The following is a 25,758-nucleotide window of genomic DNA, read 5'->3' as shown; positions in this document are numbered from 1 at the left end:
ATGTATACGGTAACCAAACGGATGGAAGTCAGCGGAGCCCACTGTCTCCAGCTTCCTTATAAAAGCAAATGCACCCATCTCCACGGGCACAACTGGATCATCGACGTGACCTGCCAGCGGGAAACCCTGGACGAAAACGGCATGGTGGTGGATTTCACCCACATCAAGGACGTGGTGATGCAGCTGGACCATGTCTTCATCAATGATATTGTGAAGACCAATCCTACGGCGGAAAATATTGCCAAATGGATCCACGATCAGATCCCCTTCTGCACACGGGTCTCCGTCCAGGAATCGGAAGGGAACGTGGCCATTTATGAAGACTGAAACATTTCCTGTGGTGGAGCTGTTCGACTCCATTGAAGGGGAGGGGAAGCGCACCGGCTATATGGCTGTGTTTGTCCGGTTCGCCGGATGCAACCTCCGGTGCAGCTACTGCGACACCGGCTATGCCCTGGAACGGTCCAATGCCCGGGATCACCTGACGGAAGGGGAACTGCTGGAACGGATCCGCAGCTATCCCTGGAAAAAGGTGACCCTCACCGGGGGAGAACCGCTGCTCCAGCCGCTGGATGGCCTGTGCCGGGCCCTTTCCCGGGAAGGGTATGAAGTGAACATCGAGACCAACGGGGCGGTCCCCCTGCTGGAGGAACGGCCCAAGGGCCTGTTCTACACCATGGACGTGAAATCTCCTTCTTCCGGGATGCGGGGACGGATGCGGATGGAAAACCTCACCCGGCTCACCGGAGACGATGTGGTGAAGTTCGTGGTGGGCAGCCGGGAAGATTTGGAGGACATGGACCGGGTGCTCCGGGAGTACACCCTCCGGAGCCAGGTGTATGTATCTCCGGTGTACGGAGCCATTGAGCCCAAAGAACTGGTGGAATTCGTCCGGGACCACAAGCTGGCCCAGGTCTGCATCCAGGTCCAGCTCCACAAGATCATCTGGGATCCGGAGATGAGAGGGGTGTAAAAAAAGGGGCTGTTGCTTATGCAACAGCCCCTTTTTTACACCCTGAACCGGGTGGTGCTTCCCTGATTGGTGGGGATGATTTCCAGCTGGGCGGAAATCCTTTCCTTTAATTCGGCCACGTGGGAGATGATGCCCACCAGCCGGCCGCCTTTCTGGAGTTCCAGCAGGGCGCTGATGGCACTGTCCAGGGTTTCCGGATCCAGGGACCCGAACCCTTCGTCCACCAGGATGGTGTCCAGGTGCAGGCCTCCGGCGTAGGATTCCAGCACATCGGACAGCCCCAGGGCCAGGGACAGGGAGGTGAAGAAGATCTCCCCTCCGGACAGGGTGGTCACCGCCCGGGCCTGGCCGGTAAAGGCGTCCATGATTTCCAGTCCCAGCCCCTGTTCCTTCCGGGCATCCACAATGTCCTGGCTCCGGTACAGACTGTACCGTCCCTGGCTGATCTTGTTCAGCCGCAGGTTGGCGGTTTCCAGCACATCGTCCAGCACCGCCTGGAGCACAAAGGAGGAGAAGGTCAGCTTCCGGCTGTTGTCCCCTTTGGCAGTGGAGGCCAGAAGGCCGATGGGTCCGTAGGCTTCCTGGAGCCGGGACAGGTCCTTTTCCAGTTTTTCCAGCTGCTTCAGGCTGGCTTCTTCCCGGCGGAGGGTTTCCTGGAGAGCCCCGGTCCGGGTGGCCAGGGTGTGGGCAGAGGTGCCGGTCTGCCGGACCGCTTCCTGGAGAGGTGCCAGGTCCGGAGGGGTCTTGTCCTTCAGCTGGTCCCCCAACAGCTTCAGTTCTCCCTGGAGGCTGTCCGTCTGCTGCCGGTACCGGTCCACCTGTTCCTGCCACAAGGGCTTGCTGGGTAGGGCTTTGTGGGCGGCCACAAAAGAATGCTGGTCCGGGAAGGGAGACTGCTCCAGAGCGGTCTTGTAGGCCTCCCGGTCCGCCTCGAAGGCCTTTTGGGCGGCAGCCAGGTTTTCTTCAGCGGTTTGGCAGGATCCGGCCGCCTGATCCGCTTCCGTCTGGGCCTTTTCCAGGGCTTTCTGTTTCCGGTTCAGCTGGGCGATTTTGGCTTCCATGGCCTGGGTCTTCCGGGCCAGTTCCTCCTGGGCCTGGCGGGTCTGGGTGGCAGGGTGGGGATGGTCCGGGGAACCGCACACCGGGCAGGGCTTCCCGGGAACAAGGGCCTGGGCCATCCGGACGGTTTCCCCTGAAACAGCGGTCATCCGGGCCAGCTGTTCCCGGACCTGGGCCATCTGTTCCTGGAGGGCATGGGTGTTGGTTTCCGTGGCGGAAGCCAGCTGCTGCCGGAGGGTTTCCTGGGCGGCTTTCAGGGTCTCCCGGGCCCGGGCCAGCAGCCCTTCCGCCGCATCCAGCCGGGCCTTGGCCTTCCGGGTCCGGTCGTAGATGGGGTGGAGCTTCAGGGCCTCTTCCAGCCACTGGAGCTTCTGTTGGAGTTCCTGGATGGCCGGTGCCTGCTGGAGCAGGGTTTCCTTCCGTTTCTGGCCCTCCTGCCAGCGCTGGAAGGTGTGGGCCAGCTGCTGGGCCTGCTGGAGGGCTTCCAGGGCGGCGGCTGAGGCTTTCTGGGCTTCGGCGGCCTGGGCTTCCAGGGCTTTGGCCTGCTGCTTTTCTTCCTGGATCCGTTCCTTCAGGGCGGCAGGATTGTTGGTACCGGCACTTTCCAGCAGCAGCTGGTATTTCTGCCGGCATTCCTCATATTCCTTTTTCAGGGTCTTGGCACGGGCGTCCAGGGCTTCTTCCAGGGCGCTGTACTGGCCGGTCTTGAACAGGGTTTCCAAGATGGTTTTCCGTTCCTTGGAATCTGCCACCAGGAACCGGCGGAATTCTCCCTGGGGCAGCACCATCAGCTGCCGGAACTGCCGGGCCTGGAACCCCAGGAGCTGTTCCACCGCCCGGGTCACGGAGCTGTTGGAGGTACCCAGCACCTTCCGGTCCCCTTCCGGGAGAATCTCCACCAGGGAGGCACCGGCAGGCACGGTCCGGGTTCCTTCTCCCCGCTGTTTGTTCAGCACCTGTTCCGGGGTCCGGGTCACTTCATACGCCCGGTCCCGGTTCCGGAAGGTGAACCGGACTTCTGTTTTCCGGTCCGGGGTGGCATAGTCGCTGCGCAGGGACCGGTTGTCCCGGAGATCCCCGCTGGGGGTGCCATAGAGAGCAAAGGTGATGGCATCCAGGATGGTGGTCTTGCCGCTTCCGGTGGGGCCGGTGATCAGGAAGAACCGGTTGTCTCCCAGCCGGGTAAAGTCGATGGTCTCTTCGTTGGCGTAGGGACCGAAGGCGGTCATCACAAGTTTCAGCGGGCGCATCAGGCTTTCCTCCCTTCCTGGTTCACGGCATCGGCAATCTGGTGGAACAGGGCTTTTTCTCCCTCTGTCAGATCCCGGCCCTGGACTTCCTGGAAAAAGGCCTGGAACAGGTCGTCGGTGGAAAGCCCCTTCCGCTGGGCGGTGGCGGCTGCTTCTGTTTCCACAGGCTGGAGCCGTTCATAGCCCAGCTGGAGGATCTGGGGGTACACCTGTTCCAGCCGGTGCTTGGCATCCAGGATGGGCACCCGGTCCGTAAGCTGGATCTGGAGATAGTCCTGGAGATGATCGGTCCGGGGGTTCTCCAACAGGTCCCGGAATTCTCCCTTCAGTACCGCCAGTTCGTGGGGAGCCTTAAGGGGAACGGTTTCCACGGAAATGTCTCCTTTGCCGTCCAGGTCCACAATGTGGACGGCTTTTTTCTGGCTGGCTTCTGCAAAGGAATATTTCAGCAGGGAGCCACAGTACCGGACCCGGGGACTGTTGTTCTGGCAGGCGTGGAGATGTCCCAGGGCCGTATAGTGGAAGTCTTTGAAGCAGTCGATGCTCACGGTGGTGGCCCCGCCGGCGGCCAGGGGCCGTTCGCTGTCCGGGGTGGTCTGGGCCCCGGTGAGGAACACATGGGCCAGGGCCACTTTCCGGGCCCGGGTAGGGATCTGCCGGAGAATCCGTGCCACCTGCCACTGGAGGGCGGCTTCATGGGTGGGCTGCTTTTCCCCGCTCAGTTCTGTGGCGGTGAGAGGTTCGCAGTAGGGGAGGGGAGCAAAGTATACGGGCCCGTCCCCATCTTCCAGCACCACCGGATGGGTATCCGGATCCACCGGTCCGGTGATGTACAGCTGCCGGGCGGCAAAAAGGGCCTGGCCAAAGTTCAGCCGGTCCGGGTTGTCGTGGTTGCCGGCAATGAGCAGGGTGGGAATCTTCAGATCCAGCACCAGATGGCGGAGGGTTTCGTCCAGCAGGTTTACCGCTTCCGTGGGAGGGACGGCCCGGTCGTACACATCCCCGGCCACCAGAAGGGCATCCACCTTGTATTCCCGGGCCAGGTCCAGGATCTGGTCCAGGGCGGCCCGCTGGTCCTCCAGCAGGTGGAGACCATGGAAGATCCGGCCCAGGTGCCAGTCAGAAGTATGTAAAAATCGCACAGCAAAGCCTCGCTTTCGTGAAAGTTGTTTTTATCATCATAACACGAAGGGGAGTGCAGAGTGAAGAGCGAAGAGATGGAACGGCGGCAATCAGACGAATGGCTGCAATGCCGCAGGATGCGCGCCCTGATTGAACTCCCAGTCACTAGTCTCCAGCTGAATGAGAAATTTGCAGGCAAATTTTTGAACGTGTAAATCGGTACCGCAGGGGCTGCACGCCGGGCAGCCCGATTTCTTGTACCATACTTCGGGGCAACGGCGTAGGGGTTCGCCGCAGGCAAACCCATCCCGGCCGCCTGGAGGGCAAAAACTTCTATACTCATCCACCCGTGAGGGCTCTCCGCCGGGAGGGCAGACCCGTTCGTCCCTGGCGGGAGGCTCACAGCCTATCGCCTTGCCCTGTCGGTCAAAGGCTGCGGCTACGGACCAGGAAGCCGGACCCTATCGCCCGCGTGCTCCACCCCAGGAGCGACAACACCCGATGTTGTCCCGCCGACTCCTCCTGGGCCTGCCCTCCCAGCTCCCGAAGAATCGACGTATACTCACACAGAATACCAGCAAGGCCGATTCCTCTACCAACTTGTGTCCCCCTGAAAGGGGGAAAGGACCCGTGCTTGCACGGGTAGGGGGGGGCCTGGGGGCCAGGAGTTTCTAACGGAAGAAAGTACAAAGCTTCTGGCCGAACCCCACCACCATGCTGCGCATGGTCCCCAGCTACGGCATAAGCGACCTCGCTATCCGCTAAAGCGGATGCTCCCTGCTTACGCCCCTTTCAGGGGACGGACAGAAACAAAACTATAAATATAAGTTCAATGCTCCTGCCAATCACTCCTTTGTTGTCGGCAGGTCCTGCAAAATATTGGCTGTCGCCGATGCCACCACCATCCTGAGATTGACTGAAAAGAATCAATCGTTTTAAAATAATGAGAGAATGGGGAGGGAGTTATTATGAAAAAAGCATTGGTGATCCTTGTTGCTTTATTATCCACTCTGTGTCTGGCTGCACCGGCACTGGCCTATCTGGGCAATCCGCGGACGATGAAATTCCATAATGATAATTGCCGGACCATCAGGCATCGAGAAAATTTTGTTGAAATCGACAGCCGGGAAGAAGCCATTGAAGAAGGGTATGTACCTTGCCAGGTTTGTTATCCGTAAACAGATTTTAATGTTAGGCACGAATTAAATTTTATGAATTTGCCAAAAAGGAAGGCTTTTATCCTGCAGGTTCAGGCAGCATGCGCTACTGACAGGAGCGAAGGCCTTTCCTTATTTTTTGAAAGAGGATAGTCTTCCGGAGGAAAGAAAATCTAAAATTTTATCGATCCATGGGCGAGGCAGAAACGTATCATTCCTGCCCATCATTGGACAGCCAGGGACTTTGGTATAAGAGGTAAAAAATTGCCCTTCGGGAGGCCGGGAAGGGTTTGCCTTCGGCGCTCCCCTACGGCGTCTTCGGCGAAATAAGGGTGCTGTATTTTTATCCCGTTCCTGTATTCAGTATGGTGCTGGTTCTGTCCATTGGCCCGAGACTCGAGAACCTTGACCCCTATCCGAGACCCAATAAAACAGGACCTGCGATTTTAGCAGTCCAGGAATAAAAATTTCACCCCTCCCTCACTTCCATCATGTATAATAACAGGATATGGATGCAGGAGGGATTGTTATGCGCAGACTGTTTGGAATCCTGGCTTTTTGCCTTTTGATGGTGCTGCCGGCGCCCCGGAGCCAGGCGGCCATGATCAGCCAGAAACAGGAAATCGAAATGGGACAGCAGGTGGCTCAGCAGCTGGAGAACCACTACGGCCTGGTCCAGGATGACGAGATCCAGGACCGGGTGAACCGGATCGGCCAGAAGCTGCTCCAGAACGGCACCCGTCCCGGCCTTACCTATACCTTCAAGGTGCTGAACACCCCGGATGTGAACGCCCTGGCCTGTCCGGGGGGCTTCATTTACGTGTACAAGGGTCTCCTGGATTATATGACCAGTGACGACGAACTGGCAGCGGTGCTGGGCCACGAAATCGGCCATATCGAAAAACGCCACACGGTCCATCAGATGGAACAGCAGATGGCTCTGTCCCTCTTGACCCTGCTGGCAGGGGTGGTTTCCGGTGATCCGGGGGCAGGGATGGTGCTGGCCTCCACGGCCAGCCAGGCCCTGCTGGCCGGCTACAGCCGGAAGGACGAACGGGAGGCGGATCAGGAAGGCTTCCGGCTGTCCAACCTGGCCGGGTACAATCCCTACGGGTCCTATGTGACCATGGCCAAACTGGAGGATATGAGCAAGGATATGGGGAATCCGGGGTACGGGCTCTTTGCCTCCCATCCGGAACCGGAAGTGCGGATGGCCAAGGCCCTGAAATGGACGGAGCCCCTGAAAATCCCGGAAAAGGTCACAGTGAAGACCGACGGTACGGCTGCCGTCAGTCTGGGGGACTGGTCTTTTCCCATTACGGAAACCGCCGGCTACGACAAGCCGGAATACCGGGCACGGCTTATGGCCGGGGCCCTGTACCTGGCCTGGAAACGGGGAAACCTGGATGAATCCCATTTCATGACCGTGGACGGGGACCGGTGGTCGGATGTTTATTATGAAGACATCCGGGTGCTCCGGGTCTACCCCCAGGACAACCAGGAAAACGGGAACACCGGGGAACTGGCCCTGAAAATCGCGGCCCGGCTCCAGGCCTGGGCCAAAATCGCCAGGCAGCAGCCGGCTCCCCAAACAGCTCCGCCGGTCCCTCCGGCACCGGCGGCGGAAAAGGAAGGAACCAACCATGAAAAATCTTGAAGCACTGGATCAGGAACCCTATCTGTGGGACTATCTCCAGACGGTCCAAAAGCCCATTGTGCTCTACGGTATGGGCAACGGGGCGGATGCCATCCTGGACCGCTGCGGCCGGCTGGGCATCCCGGTGGCCGGGGTCTTTGCCAGTGATGAATTTGTCCGGGGCCAGGAGTTCCGGGGCTACAAAGTGAAGACCTATAAGGAAATGAAGGCAGAACTGGGGTCTTTTGTGATTCTCATCGCCTTTGCCAGTGAACGGCCGGAAATCCTCCGGCGGTTCTTCCATCTGGGGGAGGAACAGGAAACCTATGCCCCCCATCTGCCCCTGTTCGGGGACACCAACCTGGTGACTCCGGCCTGGATCCGGGAAAACCGGGGAGTGCTGGATCGGGTGTACGGCAAGCTGGCGGATGATGCCAGCCGGCAGGTAATGGAGGATATCCTTCGGTACAAAATCACCGGGAAGCTGGAGTACCTGTCCCGGACCACGGACCGGCGCCGGGATCTGGAGACCCTGTTTTCCTTTACGGATAAGGAAAGCTACGGGGACCTGGGAGCCTACAACGGGGACACCATCCGGGAATTCCTGGAGCTCACCGGGGGCCATTATGACCATCTGTATGCAGTGGAACCGGATCCGAAGAACTTCGCCAAGCTCCAGAAATACGTGGAAACGGAACAGCTGGGCCGGTGCAGCCTATCCCCGGAAGGAATCTGGGCCCAGCCGGCGGAGCTGCTCTTTGCCGCCCGGGGCGGCCGGATGTCCGCCCTGGAACAGAACGGAAAAAAGACCCTGCCGGTGACCTGTCTGGATGATCTGGTGGGGGACCGGCCCCTGACCTGTCTCAAAATGGATGTGGAAGGGGTGGAAAAGGAGGCCCTCTCCGGAGGGGCCCGGGTGATCCGCCGCTGCCGGCCCAAAATGCTCCTGGCAGGCTATCACCACGATGATGACCTGTGGGAGATCCCCCTGGAACTGTGGAACCTGGTGCCGGAGTACAGAATCTATCTCCGCCGCCATCCCTATGTACCCTGCTGGGAGATTAATTTTTTCGTGACTTTGTAAAATCTGGGGTGTATGTTACAAAATAAAAAGATGCACAGAAAAAAACGGGGCGAAATGCCCCGTTTCGTTGCTCCCGGGGCCGGGATATGTTAGAATGGAACAATAGACCAAACAGCAATCCCGGAAACAGCAAAGGGAAATCAGAAGGAAAGAAGGATGGAAGAGATGAAGCTGTGGAAGAAAGGGTTCCTCCTCCTGACGGCACTGGCCGTGGGACTGACGGCAGGCTGCGGGGGTACCCAGAAAACAGGGGACAAGAAGAACGTGAAGGTGGGGGTGGTCCAGCTGGTGGAACACCAGGCCCTGGACGCCGCCAACAAGGGATTTGTGGACGGCCTGGCCGCCGGAGGCTTCAAGGAAGGGGAGAACCTGACCCTGGACCGGCAGAATGCCCAGGCGGACCAGTCCAACCTCCAGACCATTGCTCAGCGGTTCGCCAACAACAAGGAGGACCTGATCTGCGCCATTGCTACCCCGGCGGCCCAGACTGTGGCCAATGTGACCCGTGACATCCCCGTTGTAGGCACGGCCATTACCGATTACAAGGAAGCCAAGCTGGTGAAGGATCCGGAAAAACCCGGCACCAATGTGACCGGTACCACGGATATGAACCCCATTGACAAGCAGCTGGATCTGCTGCTGAAGATCGTGCCCAAGACCAAGACCATCGGCATCCTGTACAATTCCAGCGAAATCAACTCCCAGATCCAGGTGAAGAAAATGAAGGAACTGGCGGAAGCAAAGGGGCTCACCGTACGGGAAGCCACGGTTTCCAGCGTCAACGATATCCAGCAGTCCGCCCAGAGTCTGGTGGGCCAGGTGGACGCCATTTACGTGCCTACGGACAACGTGATCGCCTCTGCCATGCCGGTGCTGGCAAAGATCACCAACCCGGCCAAGATCCCGGTGATCTGCGGGGAAGAGGGTGTGGTGAAAAGCGGGGCCCTGGCCACCATCGGCATCGACTACTACAAACTGGGGTATCAGACCGGTCTCATGGCAGCCAAGATCCTGAAAGGGGAAGCCAAACCCCAGACCATGCCCATTGAAAAACAGAAGGACATGAAAGTGACCATCAACGAAACCACGGCGAAAGAACTGGGAATCACCCTTCCGGAAGATGTGCTGAAGGGTGCCTCCCTTGTGAAGTAAAGCAGGAGGGGAAGAATCATGAAAAAAAGTTGGAAGGCAGCGGCCGCTCTGGCCATGATTGCCGTAATGCTGGGAGCAGCCGGCTGCGGCGGAGATACGAAACAGTCCGGGAAGAACAAGACCTATCAGGTGGGGGTCCTCCAGCTGGTGGAACACCCGGCTTTGGATGCAGCCAACAAGGGATTTGTGGACGGCCTGAAATCCAAGGGCTTTGAAGAAGGGAAGAACATCAAGTTCGACAAACAGAACGCCCAGGGGGATCAGTCCAATCTCCAGACCATCGCCCAGCGGTTCGTGAGCAACAAGGTGGACCTGGTGTGCACCATCGCCACCCCGGCGGCCCAGACCATGGCCAACGCCACCAAAGAGATTCCCATTGTGGGCACCGCCATCACCGACTACAAGGTGGCCAAACTGGTGAAGGACAACAACCAGCCCGGCACCAACGTCACCGGCACCACGGACATGAACCCGGTGGAGGCCCAGATCGACCTGCTGGTAAAGATCATGCCCAGAGCCAAGACCGTGGGCTTCATCTACAATTCCAGTGAAGTGAATTCCCAGCTCCAGATCGAACTGGCCAAAAAAGCCGCGGCGGCCCGGGGACTGAAGACTGTGGAAGCCACGGTGTCCAGTGTCAACGACATCCAGCAGGCGGCCCAGAGCCTGGTGGGGAAAGTGGATGCCCTGTACGTGCCTACGGACAATGTGCTGGCTTCCGCCATGCCCAACCTGATCAAGATCACCGACGAAGCCAAGATCCCCGTGTTTTGCGGGGAAGCAGGGATGACCAAGGCCGGCGGGGTGGCCACCCTGGGCATCGACTACTACAAGCTGGGCTTCCAGACCGGGGAAATGGCGGCGGACATCCTGTCCGGCAAGTCCAAACCTCAGAACATGGCCATCCAGTCCCAGAAAACCTTCACCGTGACTCTCAACGAAGCCCAGATCAAAAAACTGGGGCTGACGGTGCCCGATGATATCCTGAAAGAAGCCAAAGGAGCCAAATAACCCATGATCGATCTGTTACTGCCGACTGTTTCCCAGGGCCTTTTGTGGTCTCTCCTGGCCCTGGGTGTTTATATCACCTTCCGGGTGCTGGACATTGCGGACCTGACCGTGGAAGGATCCTTCCCCCTGGGGGCCTCTGTGGCCGTCACCCTTCTGGTGAAGGATGTGAACCCGGTGACCGCCATCCTGGCTGCCGCCCTGGCCGGAGGACTGGCCGGGGTGGTCACCGGACTGCTCCACACCAAACTCCGGATCCCTGCCCTGCTGGCCGGGATCCTCACTATGATCGCCCTGTATTCCGTGAACCTGCGGATCATGGGCAAAGCCAATGTGTCCCTGTTGGGGAAGGATACCGCCTTTACCCTGCTGGAAAGCGCTTTCGGAGTGGCTTATTCCCAGGCGGTGCTCCTGGTTGGCGTCCTGGCCTGTGTGCTGTTTTCCGTGCTCATGTACTGGTTCTTCGGTACGGAAATCGGGGCGGCCATCCGGGCCACCGGGTACAATCCCCAGATGATCCGGGCCCAGGGGGTGGACACCAACATCATGCTGCTCATTGGCCTGTTCTTCAGCAATGCCCTGGTGGCCGTGGCCGGTGCCCTGGTGGCCCAGAGCAACGGATTCGCTGATGTGGGCATGGGAGTGGGGACCATCGTCATCGGCCTGGCCTCTGTGATCATCGGGGAAGTGCTGTTCGGTACCCGCAGCTTCAAAAATTCCCTGATCTCCGTGATCCTGGGCTCCATTGTGTACCGGCTGGTGATCGCCATTGTGCTCCAGATGGGGATGCCGCCCAATGACCTGAAACTGTTTACGGCGGTGCTGGTGGCCATTGCCCTGAGCCTGCCCATGGTCAAAGGGAAGTTCCAAAGCAGAAAGGCGGGGATCTGATGCTGGACATCAAACATTTATCCAAAACGTTCTTCCCGGGGACGGTCAACGAAAAAAAGGCCCTTACCGATGTGAACCTGCACATGGAACCGGGAGATTTCATTACCATTATCGGAGGCAACGGGGCTGGGAAATCCACCCTCTTGAACTCCATTGCCGGGGTATTCCCCATCGATGGAGGACAGATTCTCATCGACGGGGTGGATGTGAGCAAGATGCCGGAACACAAAAGGGCCCGGTACATCGGCCGGGTGTTCCAGGATCCCATGATGGGTACGGCTGCCGGGATGATGATCGAAGAAAACCTGGCCATTGCTTCCCGCCGGGGTAAGACTCCCGGGCTTTCCTGGGCCCTGAAGGACAGCGACCGGGAAAGATTCCGGGAGATGCTGAAGGAACTGGACCTGGGCCTGGAAGACCGTCTCACCAGCCGGGTGGGGCTGTTGTCCGGAGGCCAGCGGCAGGCGCTGACCCTTTTGATGGCGGCCATGAACCAGCCCAGGATCCTGCTTTTGGACGAACATACCGCCGCTCTGGATCCCAAAACAGCAGAAAAGGTGCTGAACATGACCCAAAAGGTCATTGCACGGGACCATTTGACATCTCTTATGATTACGCATAATATGAGAGATGCACTGCGCTTCGGCAACCGGCTGATCATGATGAACGCCGGCCGGATCGTGGTGGATGTGAATGCAGAAGAAAAGGCCAAACTGACCATTCCGGATCTGCTGGCCCTGTTTGAAAAAGCGTCCGGCTCTGCACTGGACAACGACCGTATGATGCTCAGCTGAGACATCAGCCAAATTGAGGGGGTTTAAACCGATTATGAAAAAAATTCCATTTATCACCAAAGCACAGGTGGAAAAACTGGCAGAAAAATATCCGACACCGTTCTATGTCTATGATGAAAAGGGCATCCGGGATACGGTGCGCAGCATCAACAAGGCCTTTGCCTGGAATAAGGGGTTCAGAGAATATTTTGCCGTGAAGGCCACGCCCCTGCCCGGGATCCTGAAAATCATGAAGGAAGAAGGCTGCGGCACGGACTGCTCCTCCTATCCGGAACTGCTGCTGTCCGACGTATGCGGGTTCAAAGGCCATGAGATCATGTTCTCTTCCAACGATACCCCTGTGAAGGATATGCAGGAAGCCTACAAACTGGGAGCCATCATCAACCTGGACGATTTCACCATGATCGATTTCCTGGAACAGGTGGCGGCCATTCCTGAAACCATCTGCTGCCGGTTCAACCCCGGGGGTGTCTTTGCCCTGGGCAACGACATCATGGACAATCCGGGAGATTCCAAATACGGCATGACCCGGGATCAGCTCCGGGAGGCTTTCAAGATCCTGAAGGCCAAGGGGGTGAAGCATTTCGGCATCCATGCCTTCCTGGCCAGCAACACGGTGACCAATGAATACTATCCGGAACTGGCCCGGCAGCTGTTCCAGCTGGCGGTAGATATGAAGAAGGAAACCGGTGTGGCCGTGGACTTCATCAACCTGTCCGGCGGGGTAGGGATCCCTTACCGGCCGGAACAGACCCCCAATGACATTGCGGTCATCGGGGAAGGCGTCCGGAAGGTCTATGAAGAAGTGCTGACTCCGGCGGGCATGGGGAATGTGTCCCTGTTTACGGAAATGGGCCGCTTCGTCACCGGGCCTTATGGGGCGCTGGTCACCAAGGTCCTCCATTTCAAACACATCTACAAGGAATATGTGGGAGTGGATGCCTGTGCCGCCAACCTGATGCGTCCGGCCATGTACGGGGCCTACCATCACATTACGGTGCTGGGGAAGGAAAATGAACCCTGCGACCATACCTACGATGTTACCGGGGGCCTGTGTGAAAACAACGACAAATTCGCCATCGACCGGAAACTGCCGAAAATCGACAAAGGGGATTATCTCTTCATCCACGATGCCGGGGCCCACGGTTCTGCCATGGGATACAACTACAATGCCAAGCTGTGGTGTGCGGAACTGCTGCTGAAGGAAGACGGTTCTGTGGAACTGCTCCGCCGGGCGGAAACGGAAAAGGATTATTTCGCCACATTGGACTTCACCGGTCTTTTTAAGGATCTGTAATGAACGGGCAGGAAAAGGAGAAGACCCTCCAGGGTATGCTCCACATTCCCAACTTGAAACTGAAACTGGCTTTTGAAGGGATCCTGGTGGGAATCGCCACCGGTCTGTGCATAACGGTGCTCCGGCTGTGCCTGGGCTTTGTGGCTAAAAACCGGGCCAGGATGGTCACTTTCCTCCAGAATGTACCTCCTGCCTATACCCTGATCTGGGTGGCCTGCCTTTTGCTGGCGGCGGTGATCATCGCCGCACTGGTGCGCTGGGCCCCCATTGCCGGAGGCAGCGGCATCCCTCAGGTCCGGGGGATCGTACTGGGCCTGGAAAAAAGCACCCACTGGGCCCGGGTGATCCTGGTGAAGCTTCTGGATACCTCCCTGGGCATCGGGGCCGGGCTGTCCATGGGCCGGGAAGGACCTTCGGTGCAGATCGGGGCCATGACCGGCCAGGGCATCGGCAATGCCCTGAACAACACCAACCTGGAAAAACGGGCTCTCATCAGCAGCGGAGCCGGAGCGGGCCTGGCCGCCGCCTTCAACGCCCCCATGGCCGGGGTCATGTTCACCATGGAAGCCATCCACAAGAACCTGTCCGCCATTGTCATGGCACCGACGCTGATGGCCTGCATGACCACCACCGTGCTGGTCCACTGGGTTTTCGGGGTGGAGACGGTGCTGGCCATTCCCCCCATGCCCATCCTGCCGGTGGAACTGCTGCCCCAGGTAATCGGCCTGGGACTGGTGTCCGGGTTCATCGGGGTGGCCTTCAACAAAGGGTCCCTGGGCATCGGGAAGTTCTACAGCCTGCCGGTGTTCCGGAAGCCCTGGATGAAGATCGCCTTTCCCCTGCTGCTGACCATTCCCCTCACTTACCTGCTGCCCCAGGTGCTGGGAGCCGGGGACGGGATTATCGAAGCCATGGTGAGCCTGGAAGGGACCTTGAGCCTGGTGCTGGTGATCCTCATCGGGAAATTCATCTTCACCATCCTCAGCACCGGGTCCGGTGCCCCCGGGGGCAGCCTCCAGCCCATGCTGGTGCTGGGGTCCCTGGTGGGCAGCCTGTACGGGAACCTGCTGGTCCAGCTGGGAATCCTGCCGGAAGCCTACCGGCTGAACATGGTGGTGTTCGGCATGGCCGGCCTGTTCGCCGGGTCCGTCCGGGCACCGGTCACCGCCATCCTGCTGCTGCTGGAAATGACCGGACGGTTCTATCACCTGGTGCCTCTGGGCATCGTGACCCTGTTTGCCTATACGGCCGGGGAACTGGTCCATGACACGCCCATTTTCGATGCCATGCTGGAACGGGCTCTCCGGAGCAATCCCAAGGTGAAGAACATCCTGGAAGCTCCGGCGGAGCAGATGCTGGTGGAAATCGCCGTGGAAGGAGGCTCCCGGGTGGAAGGGAAGACCCTCCAGGAAATCCGCCTGCCGGGACGGGCCCTGGTGGTCTGCGTCCGGCGGGGGGATCAGGACATGATCCCTCAGGCGGATACCATGCTCCTGGGCGGAGATTACGTGTACATCATTCCCAACCACGCCCGGCTCTATCAGCTGAACCGGCTGTTCAAGACGAAGATGGGGGAGTAAGGGGACGAAGGAATCCGCCTGCGACCCAAGGGGACTGTTGCTCTGCAACAGTCCCCTTTTTCATGGTATAATAAAATTTAGAGTACACGGGAGGTGAATGCCATGGAAGAGGACAGTCTTTTTGCGGCTCCGGCGGAGGAGCCGCTGGCGGCCCGGCTGCGGCCCCGGAACCTGGACGAATTCGTGGGGCAGAAGCATCTTTTGGGGCCGGGGAAAATCCTCCGGAACCTGATCGAAGAGGACAAAATCTCCTCCATGATCTTTTGGGGGCCTCCGGGGGTGGGGAAGACCACCCTGGCCCAGATCATCGCCCATACCACAAAAGCCAATTTCATCAACTTTTCCGCAGTGACCAGCGGCATCAAGGACATCCGCACGGTGATGCAGCGGGCCGATGACAACCGGCGGTTCGGGGCCCGGACCATTGTATTCGTGGACGAAATCCACCGGTTCAACCGGGCCCAGCAGGATGCCTTCCTGCCCTTTGTGGAAAAAGGGGCCATCATCCTGATCGGAGCTACTACGGAAAACCCCTCCTTTGAAGTGAACGGGGCGCTCCTGAGCCGCTGCAAGGTGTTTGTGCTGAAGGCCCTGACCCAGGAGGACATCAAAGGGATCCTGCTGCGGGCCCTGAAGGATCCCCGGGGGTTCGGGAATGAAAGGGTCCATCTGGAAGAAAAAGATCTGGAGTTCCTGGCCCAATTGTCCAACGGAGATGCCCGGTCCGCTCTGGCTACCCTGGAAATGGTGGTCCTCAACGGGGAACGGAAACCGGACGGAATCCATATTTCCCGGGAACTGATTGAGCAGTGCACCGGGAAAAAGGCCCTGCTCTATGACAAATCCGGGGAAGAACACTACAATCTGATTTCCGCCCTCCACAAATCCATGCGGAATTCCGACCCGGATGCGGCGGTATACTGGCTGGCCCGGATGCTGGAAGCCGGGGAAGATCCCCTGTACATTGCCCGGCGGGTGGTCCGGTTCGCCAGCGAGGACGTGGGCATTGCGGATTCCCGGGGGTTGGAGATCGCGGTGGCGGCCTATCAGGCCTGCCATTTCATTGGCATGCCGGAATGTTCCGTAAACCTGACCCATGCGGTGATCTATCTGTCCATGGCCCCCAAATCCAACGCCATGGAACTGGCCTACAATGAGGCCAAAGCCGACGCGGTGCAGCATCTCAACGAACCGGTGCCCCTCCAGATCCGGAACGCTCCCACCAAACTTATGGGAGAGCTGGGGTATGGGAAGGGGTACCAGTACGCTCATGACACCAAGGAGAAAATGGCAGCCATGCAGTGTCTTCCGGACGGGCTGAAGGACCGGAGTTACTACCATCCCACGGAACAGGGGCTGGAGGCCCGGTACAAAGAGCGGCTCCGGCAGATCAAGGAATGGAAAAAGCAGCACGGTCTGTAAATGCAATAGAAATAGCACAGATTTGTCATGATTTTGTTACATCATTTCAATAAGATAGAAATTGCGTGAAAGAAGGAATGGTTATGATTCTTGGCATTGGTGTGGATATCCTGGAAGTGGGCCGGATGGAACGGGCCCTGAAGCAGCCTGGGTTCAAGGAAAAGACCTTTACCCAGGATGAAATCGCTTACTGCGAAACGAAAGGGGCCCACAGCGTGGAATCCTATGCGGCCCGGTTTGCGGCCAAGGAAGCCCTGGGCAAGGCCCTGGGCACCGGGATCCTGCCGGGACAGCTTCAGCAGGTGGAAGTGCTCACCGATGAAAAGACGGGAGCCCCCCGGCTCCATCTTATGGGCCAGCTCCGGGTGGCGGCTCTCACCCGTCAGGTGGAACGGGTCCATGTAAGTCTCAGCCATACGGCGGAAAATGCCATTGCCCAGGTACTGTTGGAGGAATAAGATGAAACTGATTGCAAGTGCAGCCATGAAGAAAGTGGATACCAAGGCCATCGGGGAAATGGGGATCCCGGAAGCCGTCCTGATCGAAAACGCCGGCCGTGCAGTGGCCGACGCCGCCCTGGAACTACTGGGGAATCCCCGGGAAAAACGGGTAATCCTGCTGATCGGCAAGGGGAACAACGGGGGAGACGGCCTGGCCGCCGCCCGGTTCCTGCTGAAGCGGGGAGCCCTGGTGACCCTGGTGCTGGCGGAAGCTCCGGAAAGTTTCGGCCCGGGAGCCGCTCTCCAGTACAAGATCTGCCAGAGCTTCCCCTTCACCATCCTCCGGTGGGAAAAGGACCAGAATGAGGTGCTCCAGGCCTGCGCCCAGGGTGATCTGTTCATTGATGCCCTGTTGGGGACCAGTTTCCACGGAAAAGTTCGGGAGCCTATCCGGTCCCTTCTGGAAACTCTCCAGATGGTGCCGGTGCCGGTATTGGCGGTGGACATCCCCAGCGGGGTGGAAGCGGACCACGGATACACGGACCTGGCCCTCCATGCCCGGGCCACCGTGACCATGATCGCCCCCAAACCGGGACTGTACCTGTATCCCGGTGCCGAATATACGGGAAAGATCATCCTGGCGGACCTGAATACGCCCCCTTCCCTGGTGCTGGAAGCGGAAAGCTCTGCGGAACTTCTCACGGAAGACCTGGTCCGCCATGTGCTGCCCAAACGGCCTCCCAATGCCCACAAGGGCATGAACGGCCGGGTGGGGATCCTGGCCGGGAGCCTGGGCTACGCCGGAGCGGCGGAACTGTGCTCCAAGGCGGCAGTCCGGGCAGGCGCCGGCCTGGTGACTCTCTACACCCAGCCGGAAGTGCTCCAGCCTCTCATCATCAAATCCACGGAAGTGATGGTGCGGCCGGTGACGGAAGCCAGCCTGAAGGCCTTCCGGGCCTATGATGTGGTGGCGGCGGGTCCGGGAGCCGGGAAAGCCCCGGAAACGGTCCAGTATCTCCGGGAACTGCTGCCCCAGCTGGACCAGCCCCTGGTGCTGGATGCGGACGGGCTCAATGCCCTGGCCGGGGATGATGTCCTGCTCCGTTCCCTGAAAAAGAAGATTTTCACCCCCCATCCGGGAGAAATGGCCCGGCTGCTGGGGAAAACAGCGGGAGAGATCCTCCAGGATCCTGTCCAGGCGGCCCGGGAAGGGGCGGCCAGATGGGACGCTGTGGTGGTGCTGAAATCCACTCCCACAGTGGTGGCCCTGCCCAACGGCCAGGTGTTCCTCAACACCACTGGCAATGAAGGGATGGCTACAGGAGGCTGCGGGGATGTGCTTACCGGCACCATCGCCGCCCTCCTGGGCCAGGGGCTGGATCTGGGCCAGGCGGCCTGCTGCGGGGTCTATCTCCAGGGGCTGGCCGGGGATCTGGCGGCCGGTCACGGGAAAATCGGCCTGGCGGCCGGAGACCTGGTGCTCCAGCTGCCGGCAGCTCTGGAAAAAGTCAGAAAGGGATGAAAAATGGCCGGCCCGCCCACAGCGGACGGCACGCCGGCCTGATTTGCATGAACCCTGGGAAAGTGTTACAATGGCCGGGTAGTCTGGGAGGCAGGGGAAACCGTCTGCGTCCCAAGAGGAGGTTCCAACGTGTTCAAAAAACTGCTGTTATTATTTTTCTGTCTGGTGGCATGCTTGGGAACGGGAAATGCACAGGCAGCATCCAAAATCCAGGATGTGGTGTACGGGGTCAATCCCAACGGACGGCTGCGGATTGTCCTGGATACCAACCAGGCAACGAAATATAAGACGGAAATGCTGGACAATGAACTGCGGGTCACCGTGTACGGCAACCTGAAATCATCCATTCCCCGTGTCACTACCCCCAAGAAGGCCACGTACGTTTCCAAGGTGTACCTGGAGCGGAAAGTCAATGCCACAGTGGTCCATGTGATGATGAAGAAGCCCCTCCAGAAGGGGATGTTCAACGTGTTCAGCCTGAAGGCGGACAAAGTGGCCAAACGGCCCACCCGGGTAGTGGTGGATGTGATTGCGGCACCGCCTCAAAAGACCTTCACCCCCAAACGGACCAAGCGGCCTTCCAGCTCGCCCTGGCAGCCCACCCGTCCCAAACCCAGTTTCGGGGACACCTACTCTGTGGTAGGGGGCATCAAGGGGAAACGGATCACCCTGGACGCCGGCCATGGGGGCACGGATCCCGGGACCCACGGGCTGGTCACCGGCACCTATGAAAAGGACATTACCCTGCCCATCACCAAAAAGGTGAAGGCCCTGCTGGAAAAGAAAGGGGCTATTGTCTACATGACCCGGACCACCGACGTGGATGTGTACGGGCCGGACGCCACCGATGCGGAAGAACTCCAGGCCCGGGTGGATGTGGCGGAAAACAGCCATTCTGACATGTTCATCAGCATCCACATCAACGCCAGTGAAAACACCAGTGTAGGGGGATTTTCCACCTACTACCATCCCAAGACCAAGTACGATATCCAGGTGGCCCAGTGCATCCAGGATCAGCTGATGAAAACCGCCGACGTGGATGATCTGGGAGTGCGGTACGCCAACTTCTACGTGAACAAACGGAGCACCATGCCCGGGGCTCTGGTGGAATGCCTGTTCCTGACCAACCGGCGGGAGGAAAAGCTCCTGATTTCCGACTGGTTCCAGAACAAGGTGGCCAACGCCATTGCCGACGGTATCGAAGACTTCTACAACCAGCATCAAGGAGGCTGATCCCATGGAAAAAAGACTGACCCGCTGGACGGCGGTGTTCCTGCTGCTGGGGGCCATGGCCTTTTTGGGAGGCTGCAGCAGCTCCAGTACCACCGTCCATCCGGACAACCAGAAGGAAACGGCGGCTGCGGGCCAGCAGGCCGGCAAAACGGCACCCCAGGCGGCATCTCAGACCCTGTACCGGGCGGGCAAAGGGGGCAAACTGAAGGCCCAGACGGTCCAGCTGTCCGGAAGCCGGGACAAGCTGCCCCTGCTGGTACTGAAGGAACTGGTGGAAAAGGCACCCCAGGGAGACACCACCTTCCCCAAAGGGACCAAGGTGAACAAGGTGACGGTGAAGGGCAAAACCGCCACCGTGGACTTCAGCCGGCAGTTCCAGACCCGGCGGGGGGACCATGACACCCTGCTGATGCTTTACGCCGTGGTGGATACCCTTACCGAGTTTCCGGAAATCCAGAGTGTGAAATTCACCGTCAAGGGAAAACCGGTTACGGTGCTGGGAGGCCAGGACCTGACGGATTCATTGAAACGGGACAAAAAGTATATACAGTGAGAAAAAAGAGGGTGTTGCACGTGCTGTGCAACACTCCCTTTTTGTCAGCAGCCCCTTGCTTCCATTCCCCTTTTTCCGGTATAATAAATATATTTGACACAATTCACTGCAGAAAAACTTGTGAAAGGGAGTGGAGCCATGCATATGGAATGGGGAACGCTGGCTGCTCTGGTTCTGTATTTCGGGGTACTGATCGGAATCGGTGTGGGCACCTACAAAAAAGACGAAAACATGGAAGGCTATGTACTGGGAGGACGGGGACTGGGACCCTGGGTCACCAGCATGAGTGCAGAGGCCTCGGATATGAGCGGATGGATGCTCATGGGACTGCCGGGCTATGCCTATCTGGCAGGCATCAGTGCCTTCTGGATCGCCCTGGGACTGATCCTGGGGACATGGGCCAACTGGGCCATTGTGGCCAAACGGCTCCGGGTGTTCACCCAGGTGCTCCACAATTCCATCACCCTGCCGGAGTACTTTGACAACCGGTTCCAGGACCGGCAGAAGAAGCTCCGGGTGGCTTCCTCTATTTTCATTTTCATCTTCTTCCTGATCTACACTTCCTCCAGCTTTGTGGCCGGGGGCAAGCTGTTCAACTCCGCCTTCGGGCTGGACTACCACACCTCCCTGTTCATCACCGGAGGCATCGTGGTGTTCTACACCCTGGTGGGGGGCTTTTCTGCCGTGTGCTGGACGGACCTGTTCCAGGGTTTCCTGATGTTCTTCTCCATCCTGCTGGTGCCGGTGACTGCCATGTACTATATGGGCGGGGTGGAACCCACCATGGCCCGGCTCCACACCATCAGCCCCAACTATTTCAGCCTGATCGCCGGGGCTGACGGCAGCCATCTGGACCTGGTGGCCATTCTGTCCCTTTTGGCCTGGGGCCTGGGGTATTTCGGCCAGCCCCACATCCTGGTGAAGTTCATGGCCATCAAGACCTCCAAGAGCATTCCCCAGGCCACCCGCATCGCCATGGTGTGGGTGGTGATCTCCCTGGCCATGGCAGTGCTGGTGGGGCTCACCGGCCGGGTGTACCCGGGAGACATCCTGAAAGGGACGGAAGCGGAAACCGTCTTCATCCGCATGAGCGACGACTTTTTCGACCCCTTCATCGCCGGGGTGATCACCGCCGGCATCCTGGGGGCCATTATGAGCACTTCCAGCAGCCAGCTGCTGGTCACCGCCTCCTCCGTGACCCGGGACTTCTATGAACCTCTCATCAACCCGGATGCCTCTCCGGCCACCATGGTCCGGCTCAGCCGCATTATGGTGGTGGTGGTGTCCCTTCTGTCCATGTACCTGGCCCTGGATCCCAACAGCATGATCCTGAACATCGTGTCCTACGCCTGGGCCGGGTTCGGCGCCGCCTTCGGGCCTATGATCCTCATGTCTCTGTACTGGCGGCGGATGACCATGAACGGGGCTTTTGCCGGGATTGTGGCCGGGGGCGTCACGGTGTTGGTGTGGAAGAACTTCTTTTCCTGGACCGGGATCTATGAAATCATCCCCGGGTTCCTCCTGTCCCTGGCCGCCATTGTGCTGGTGAGCCTTATGGACAAAATGCCGCCCCAGGAGATCCTGGACGAATATGACGAAGCGGACCGGATGTATCACCTGGAATAAAATCCTTGCCTTTTGGGCCGCTTTAATATAAAATAAACAAGAATAAGGCAAGACAATTTATATTTTTTGCTGACAGAGACTACATAACGAATCCGAATGAGGGCTTGCTCCTTCGCCGCGCTGATGGTGCTGGCTTGCACAGGGGCAACCCTCTACTTTTGTGGAGAAAGCCATGATACCTGTAAAGATTACCATCCACAGTGAAACCGTGGGAGCCGGCGCAGCAGACCCTGCCACCCTGGTGGCCTTCGGGCAGCTGGCGGAAAAAGACGGCACCACCTATGTCCGGTACGAGGAATCCGAAGTCACCGGCATGGAGGGAACCCGCACCACCCTGAAATGGACGGAGGATACCCTGACGGTAATCCGGCATGGCCGTTATGAACATCGGCAGCAGTATGAACGGGGCCGGAACAGTTCGTTTCAGTACAGGACCCCGTATTTTACTGTTCCCATGACGGTCTTCACCAGGGAACTGGCCATTGAAAAGCGGAACCATGGGTGGCAGGTCCGGGTCTTCTACGACCTGGAAATGGACAGCCAGCCCAATGGAAGCATTCGTTTGCAGATCGAGATTGAGGAGGAAGAAAAGCGTGGACATGAAGAAAGTACTGGCGGAGGCCGTGGCCGCCGCCGTCCGGAAGGCCATTGAGGCAGGGAAGCTGTCCCAAGGGGAGATGGCCCCGGTGGTCCTTACGGTACCGCCCCAGAAGGCCTTTGGTGATTTTGCCACCAACTTTGCCCTGCAGGCTGCCCGTAATTTCCACTGTGCACCCCGGGTGATCGCTGCTGCGGTGCAGGAATTCCTGGACTGCCCCAGTGTGGAAAAGGTGGAAGTGGCCGGTCCCGGATTTTTGAACTTCTACCTGAAGGAAGACTGGCTGGGTGAATCCCTCCGGGCCATCCTGGACAAGGGCGAGAACTACGGAAACCTGCCGGCCAAGAACGGGGAAAAGATCCAGATCGAATACGTCAGCGCCAATCCCACCGGTCCTCTCCATGTGGGCCACGGAAGGGGAGCGGCTGTAGGCAGCGCCCTGGCCAATCTGATGAAGGCCGCCGGCTACGATGTGACCCGGGAATACTACATCAATGATGCAGGGAACCAGATGCACAACCTGGCTCTTTCCGTGAACGCCCGGTACCTGGAGCTGTTCGATATCCCCTGCGAATTCCCGGAAAACGGATACCATGGGGAAGACATCAAGGTAACCGCCCGGCGGATCAAGGCCAAATACGGGGACAAATTCATCCATATGCCGGAAGCAGAACGGCTGGAACAGTTCCAGAGCATTGCCAAGGAAGAAAAACTGGCGGCTCTGAAGGAAGACCTGGAAGCCTTCCACTGTGAATTCGACGTGTGGTTCAGCGAACAGAGCCTCCACGATGCAGACAAGATCCATCAGGTGGTGGATGAACTCCAGGAAAAAGGCTATGTGTACGAAAAAGACGGAGCCAAGTGGTTCAAATCCACTGCCTTCGGAGACGATAAAGATCGGGTGGTGATCCGGGACAACGGGGTTTCCACTTATTTTGCCGCGGATATCGCCTATCACCAGAACAAGTTCCAGCGGGGCTTCGACCGGGTGATCAACCTGTGGGGCGCCGACCATCACGGGTACATTCCCCGGGTGAAGGCGGCCATGGAAGCCCTGGGCTATGATCCCAGCCGGCTGGAAGTGCTGATCCTCCAGATGGTGGCCCTGTACCGGAACGGGGAACTGGTGAAGATGAGCAAGCGTACCGGCAAAAGCGTTACCCTCAATGAACTGATCGAGGAAGTGGGCACCGATGCGGCCCGGTTCTTCTTCATCATGCGGAGCATGGACAGTCAGCTGGACTTCGACCTGACCCTGGCCACCGAACATTCCAACGACAACCCGGTGTACTATGTGCAGTACGCCCATGCCCGGATCTGCAGTATCCTGCGGCAGATGGAAGAAGAAAAGATCACCCTCAAAAAAGACTGTGACCTTTCCGTATTGAAGGAACCCATTGAAATCGACCTGATCAAGAAACTCAATGACTATGAGGAACTGATCGATACGGCGGCAGCCGAACGGGCACCCCACAAGATCGCCCACTATGTGTACGATCTGGCCGGGCTGTTCCATTCGTTCTACAACCAGTGCCGTGTCCTGGGCGTGGATCCTGCACTCCAGCAGGCCCGTCTGGCATTGATTACAGCTGTGGGCAATACCCTGCGCCACGGTTTGAAGATCCTGGGTGTCAGTGCACCGGACCATATGTAAAGTTGGGCGAAAGCCAGAAAAAGGGAGGAAGAAAATGACCAAGTATATTTTTGTAACGGGCGGCGTGGTGTCTTCTTTAGGGAAAGGGATTACGGCGGCTTCTCTGGGACGTCTGCTCAAGAGCAGAGGCTACAAAGTCACCATCCAGAAATTCGATCCCTACATCAACATCGACCCGGGTACCATGAGCCCCTACCAGCACGGGGAAGTGTTCGTCACTGACGACGGGGCGGAAACGGACCTGGATCTGGGCCATTATGAACGGTTCATTGACATCAACCTGACCCGGAACTCCAATGTGACCGCAGGCCGGATCTACCAGTCCGTGATCAACAAGGAACGCCGGGGCGATTATCTGGGCCGCACGGTACAGGTCATTCCTCACATCACCAACGAAATCAAGGAACGGGTCTACCGGGTTGGCCGGGAAGAAAATGCGGATTTCGTGATCACTGAAATCGGCGGCACCGTAGGGGATATTGAATCCGAACCCTTTATGGAAGCCATCCGCCAGGTCAAGAAGGATGTACCCAAGAACGATGTGCTCTACATCCATGTGACCCTGGTGCCCTACATCAGCGGCGCCGGCGAACTGAAGACCAAACCCACCCAGCACAGCGTCAAGGAACTCCGGAGCATCGGCATCACCCCGGATATCCTGGTGTGCCGGAGCGAAAAGGAAATCAGCAAGGAAATGCGGGAAAAGATTTCCCTGTTCTGCGATGTGGATGTGGACGCCGTGTTCCAGTCCATCACCGCTCCCAGCATCTACGAAGTTCCCATGCTGCTGGAAGACCAGGGCATGGACAAAGTGGTCCTGCGGAAACTGGACATGGAAGACCGGCCCAAGGACATGGACGCCTGGCACGCCATGGTGAAGAAGATCCTGGCTCCCCATTCCAAGAAATCCACCATTGCCGTGGTGGGCAAATATGTGGAACTGCCCGATGCCTACATCAGCATCGTGGAAGCCCTGAAACATGCCAGCTATTTCCATGACGCGGATGTGGACATCGAATACATCAACGCTGTGGACCTGGAAGATCCCAAAGCGGACTTTGCCCAGATCTTCAAAGGCGTGGACGGGATCCTGGTGCCCGGGGGCTTCGGCGACCGGGGCATCGAAGGGATGATCCTGGCAGCCAAATATGCCCGGGAAAACAAAATCCCCTTCTTCGGGATCTGCCTGGGGATGCAGTGCCTGGTCATCGAATATGCCCGGGACGTGTGCGGCATGGCCAAAGCCAACTCCACGGAATTCGACGAAAACACTCCGTACCCGGTGATCTACCTGATGCCGGAACAGATGAGTGTGGAAATCAAAGGCGGCACCATGCGGCTGGGGGCTTATCCCTGCAAGCTGTATCCCGGCACCCTGGCAGAAAAGGCCTACGGCACCGATATGATCAGCGAACGGCACCGTCACCGCTACGAAGTGAACAACGAACTGCGGGATGAACTGTTCAGCCATGGTCTGGTACTGGGTGGCACCCTGCCCAACGGGAAACTGGTGGAAATGGTGGAACTGCCTACGGATGTACATCCCTGGTACCTGGGGGCCCAGTTCCATCCGGAACTGAAATCCCGTCCCACCAATCCCCATCCTTTGTTCAAGGCCTTCATCGCAGCAGCGTTGAAGTATCATAACCATTGATTTCTGCAGGAATAGCGGTTACAATGATAAGGCAATGAAAATTGCCGAACAAA

General features: G+C 58.4%; 22 protein-coding genes. 20 read left to right on the top strand and 2 right to left on the bottom strand.

What is annotated here, in order from left to right; translation table 11 throughout:
- Positions 1-327: a 6-pyruvoyl trahydropterin synthase family protein gene (locus tag ACTQY5_RS04520; protein WP_441368864.1), complete on the top strand. Its 327-nt coding sequence runs from the start codon at positions 1-3 to the stop codon at positions 325-327.
- On the top strand, positions 317-973 hold the full coding sequence (gene queE, locus ACTQY5_RS04515) for a putative 7-carboxy-7-deazaguanine synthase QueE (RefSeq protein WP_441368863.1): 657 nt from the start codon (positions 317-319) through the stop codon (positions 971-973). Before ACTQY5_RS04520 ends, queE begins: the two co-directional genes overlap by 11 nt.
- A gap of 35 nt (positions 974-1,008) precedes the next feature.
- Here the strand turns inward: queE and ACTQY5_RS04510 are convergent, their stop codons facing one another.
- Entirely contained in the window at positions 1,009-3,282 is a 2,274-nt protein-coding gene (locus ACTQY5_RS04510) for an AAA family ATPase (RefSeq protein WP_441368862.1), read from the bottom strand.
- Entirely contained in the window at positions 3,282-4,424 is a 1,143-nt protein-coding gene (locus tag ACTQY5_RS04505; protein WP_302157560.1) for an exonuclease SbcCD subunit D, read from the bottom strand. The genes ACTQY5_RS04510 and ACTQY5_RS04505 overlap by 1 nt, the downstream gene beginning before the upstream one ends.
- 948 nt (positions 4,425-5,372) lie before the next feature.
- On the opposite strand from ACTQY5_RS04505, the gene ACTQY5_RS04500 reads away from it, so the two are divergent.
- The 18 genes from ACTQY5_RS04500 (at position 5,373) to ACTQY5_RS04415 (ending at position 25,705) form a co-directional block, all read left to right on the top strand.
- Positions 5,373-5,582 carry an Ada metal-binding domain-containing protein gene (locus ACTQY5_RS04500; RefSeq protein ID WP_022487276.1) on the top strand — a complete coding sequence of 70 codons (210 nt, stop codon included), beginning with the start codon at positions 5,373-5,375 and terminating at the stop codon, positions 5,580-5,582.
- Positions 5,583-6,090: 508 nt separating this feature from the next.
- Positions 6,091-7,218 carry a M48 family metalloprotease gene (locus ACTQY5_RS04495; protein WP_441368861.1) on the top strand — a complete coding sequence of 376 codons (1,128 nt, stop codon included), beginning with the start codon at positions 6,091-6,093 and terminating at the stop codon, positions 7,216-7,218.
- Positions 7,205-8,281 carry an FkbM family methyltransferase gene (locus tag ACTQY5_RS04490; RefSeq protein ID WP_441368860.1) on the top strand — a complete coding sequence of 359 codons (1,077 nt, stop codon included), beginning with the start codon at positions 7,205-7,207 and terminating at the stop codon, positions 8,279-8,281. Before ACTQY5_RS04495 ends, ACTQY5_RS04490 begins: the two co-directional genes overlap by 14 nt.
- Before the next feature lie 156 nt (positions 8,282-8,437).
- Positions 8,438-9,433, top strand: coding sequence for an ABC transporter substrate-binding protein (locus ACTQY5_RS04485; protein ID WP_288174255.1), 996 nt, complete (start codon positions 8,438-8,440; stop codon positions 9,431-9,433).
- An 18-nt stretch (positions 9,434-9,451) separates the two neighbouring features.
- A complete protein-coding gene (locus ACTQY5_RS04480; protein ID WP_441368859.1) occupies positions 9,452-10,444 on the top strand; it encodes an ABC transporter substrate binding protein in 993 nt (330 codons plus the stop codon).
- Between the two features lie 3 nt (positions 10,445-10,447).
- Entirely contained in the window at positions 10,448-11,332 is an 885-nt protein-coding gene (locus ACTQY5_RS04475; RefSeq protein ID WP_441368858.1) for an ABC transporter permease, read from the top strand.
- Positions 11,332-12,126, top strand: a complete 795-nt coding sequence (locus ACTQY5_RS04470; protein WP_022486743.1) for an ABC transporter ATP-binding protein — start codon at positions 11,332-11,334, stop codon at positions 12,124-12,126. Before ACTQY5_RS04475 ends, ACTQY5_RS04470 begins: the two co-directional genes overlap by 1 nt.
- 34 nt (positions 12,127-12,160) lie before the next feature.
- Positions 12,161-13,423 carry a diaminopimelate decarboxylase family protein gene (locus tag ACTQY5_RS04465; RefSeq protein ID WP_441368857.1) on the top strand — a complete coding sequence of 421 codons (1,263 nt, stop codon included), beginning with the start codon at positions 12,161-12,163 and terminating at the stop codon, positions 13,421-13,423.
- Positions 13,423-15,003 carry a chloride channel protein gene (locus tag ACTQY5_RS04460; RefSeq protein WP_441368856.1) on the top strand — a complete coding sequence of 527 codons (1,581 nt, stop codon included), beginning with the start codon at positions 13,423-13,425 and terminating at the stop codon, positions 15,001-15,003. The genes ACTQY5_RS04465 and ACTQY5_RS04460 overlap by 1 nt, the downstream gene beginning before the upstream one ends.
- A gap of 102 nt (positions 15,004-15,105) precedes the next feature.
- A complete protein-coding gene (locus tag ACTQY5_RS04455) occupies positions 15,106-16,425 on the top strand; it encodes a replication-associated recombination protein A (protein ID WP_308664199.1) in 1,320 nt (439 codons plus the stop codon).
- 83 nt (positions 16,426-16,508) lie between these two features.
- Positions 16,509-16,883, top strand: a complete 375-nt coding sequence (gene acpS, locus ACTQY5_RS04450) for a holo-ACP synthase (RefSeq protein WP_022486739.1) — start codon at positions 16,509-16,511, stop codon at positions 16,881-16,883.
- A 1-nt stretch (position 16,884) separates the two neighbouring features.
- Positions 16,885-18,387 carry an NAD(P)H-hydrate dehydratase gene (locus ACTQY5_RS04445; protein WP_288311429.1) on the top strand — a complete coding sequence of 501 codons (1,503 nt, stop codon included), beginning with the start codon at positions 16,885-16,887 and terminating at the stop codon, positions 18,385-18,387.
- Positions 18,388-18,516: 129 nt separating this feature from the next.
- Positions 18,517-19,620: an N-acetylmuramoyl-L-alanine amidase family protein gene (locus ACTQY5_RS04440; protein ID WP_022486737.1), complete on the top strand. Its 1,104-nt coding sequence runs from the start codon at positions 18,517-18,519 to the stop codon at positions 19,618-19,620.
- Between the two features lie 4 nt (positions 19,621-19,624).
- Positions 19,625-20,173: a GerMN domain-containing protein gene (locus tag ACTQY5_RS04435; RefSeq protein ID WP_154488704.1), complete on the top strand. Its 549-nt coding sequence runs from the start codon at positions 19,625-19,627 to the stop codon at positions 20,171-20,173.
- A gap of 138 nt (positions 20,174-20,311) precedes the next feature.
- The gene (putP, locus tag ACTQY5_RS04430; protein WP_441368855.1) at positions 20,312-21,799 is read left to right on the top strand and encodes a sodium/proline symporter PutP; all 1,488 of its coding nucleotides are present in this window, start codon (positions 20,312-20,314) and stop codon (positions 21,797-21,799) included.
- A 172-nt stretch (positions 21,800-21,971) separates the two neighbouring features.
- Positions 21,972-22,451, top strand: a complete 480-nt coding sequence (locus tag ACTQY5_RS04425) for a DUF1934 domain-containing protein (RefSeq protein ID WP_022486734.1) — start codon at positions 21,972-21,974, stop codon at positions 22,449-22,451.
- A complete protein-coding gene (gene argS, locus ACTQY5_RS04420; protein ID WP_022486733.1) occupies positions 22,393-24,051 on the top strand; it encodes an arginine--tRNA ligase in 1,659 nt (552 codons plus the stop codon). The genes ACTQY5_RS04425 and argS overlap by 59 nt, the downstream gene beginning before the upstream one ends.
- A 34-nt stretch (positions 24,052-24,085) precedes the next feature.
- On the top strand, positions 24,086-25,705 hold the full coding sequence (locus ACTQY5_RS04415; protein ID WP_022486732.1) for a CTP synthase: 1,620 nt from the start codon (positions 24,086-24,088) through the stop codon (positions 25,703-25,705).
- The last annotated feature ends 53 nt before the right edge of the window (positions 25,706-25,758 follow it).

The organism is Acidaminococcus sp. HCP3S3_H5 (genome assembly GCF_052122235.1).
Taxonomy (GTDB): domain Bacteria; phylum Bacillota; class Negativicutes; order Acidaminococcales; family Acidaminococcaceae; genus Acidaminococcus.
This window is presented reverse-complemented; position numbering and strand designations above follow the sequence as displayed.

What these genes read in the sequence shown, in the direction of transcription:
- acpS (WP_022486739.1), top strand. Translation starts at nt 16,509, where the DNA reads ATGATTCTTGGCATTGGTGTGGATATCCTGGAAGTGGGCCGGATGGAA.
- ACTQY5_RS04415 (WP_022486732.1), top strand. Translation starts at nt 24,086, where the DNA reads ATGACCAAGTATATTTTTGTAACGGGCGGCGTGGTGTCTTCTTTAGGG.
- ACTQY5_RS04460 (WP_441368856.1), top strand. Translation starts at nt 13,423, where the DNA reads ATGAACGGGCAGGAAAAGGAGAAGACCCTCCAGGGTATGCTCCACATT.
- putP (WP_441368855.1), top strand. Translation starts at nt 20,312, where the DNA reads ATGCATATGGAATGGGGAACGCTGGCTGCTCTGGTTCTGTATTTCGGG.
- ACTQY5_RS04510 (WP_441368862.1), bottom strand. Translation starts at nt 3,282, where the DNA reads ATGCGCCCGCTGAAACTTGTGATGACCGCCTTCGGTCCCTACGCCAAC.
- ACTQY5_RS04475 (WP_441368858.1), top strand. Translation starts at nt 10,448, where the DNA reads ATGATCGATCTGTTACTGCCGACTGTTTCCCAGGGCCTTTTGTGGTCT.
- ACTQY5_RS04500 (WP_022487276.1), top strand. Translation starts at nt 5,373, where the DNA reads ATGAAAAAAGCATTGGTGATCCTTGTTGCTTTATTATCCACTCTGTGT.
- ACTQY5_RS04490 (WP_441368860.1), top strand. Translation starts at nt 7,205, where the DNA reads ATGAAAAATCTTGAAGCACTGGATCAGGAACCCTATCTGTGGGACTAT.
- ACTQY5_RS04435 (WP_154488704.1), top strand. Translation starts at nt 19,625, where the DNA reads ATGGAAAAAAGACTGACCCGCTGGACGGCGGTGTTCCTGCTGCTGGGG.
- ACTQY5_RS04455 (WP_308664199.1), top strand. Translation starts at nt 15,106, where the DNA reads ATGGAAGAGGACAGTCTTTTTGCGGCTCCGGCGGAGGAGCCGCTGGCG.
- ACTQY5_RS04480 (WP_441368859.1), top strand. Translation starts at nt 9,452, where the DNA reads ATGAAAAAAAGTTGGAAGGCAGCGGCCGCTCTGGCCATGATTGCCGTA.
- queE (WP_441368863.1), top strand. Translation starts at nt 317, where the DNA reads ATGAAGACTGAAACATTTCCTGTGGTGGAGCTGTTCGACTCCATTGAA.
- ACTQY5_RS04445 (WP_288311429.1), top strand. Translation starts at nt 16,885, where the DNA reads ATGAAACTGATTGCAAGTGCAGCCATGAAGAAAGTGGATACCAAGGCC.
- ACTQY5_RS04470 (WP_022486743.1), top strand. Translation starts at nt 11,332, where the DNA reads ATGCTGGACATCAAACATTTATCCAAAACGTTCTTCCCGGGGACGGTC.
- ACTQY5_RS04425 (WP_022486734.1), top strand. Translation starts at nt 21,972, where the DNA reads ATGATACCTGTAAAGATTACCATCCACAGTGAAACCGTGGGAGCCGGC.
- ACTQY5_RS04485 (WP_288174255.1), top strand. Translation starts at nt 8,438, where the DNA reads ATGGAAGAGATGAAGCTGTGGAAGAAAGGGTTCCTCCTCCTGACGGCA.
- ACTQY5_RS04495 (WP_441368861.1), top strand. Translation starts at nt 6,091, where the DNA reads ATGCGCAGACTGTTTGGAATCCTGGCTTTTTGCCTTTTGATGGTGCTG.
- ACTQY5_RS04520 (WP_441368864.1), top strand. Translation starts at nt 1, where the DNA reads ATGTATACGGTAACCAAACGGATGGAAGTCAGCGGAGCCCACTGTCTC.
- ACTQY5_RS04465 (WP_441368857.1), top strand. Translation starts at nt 12,161, where the DNA reads ATGAAAAAAATTCCATTTATCACCAAAGCACAGGTGGAAAAACTGGCA.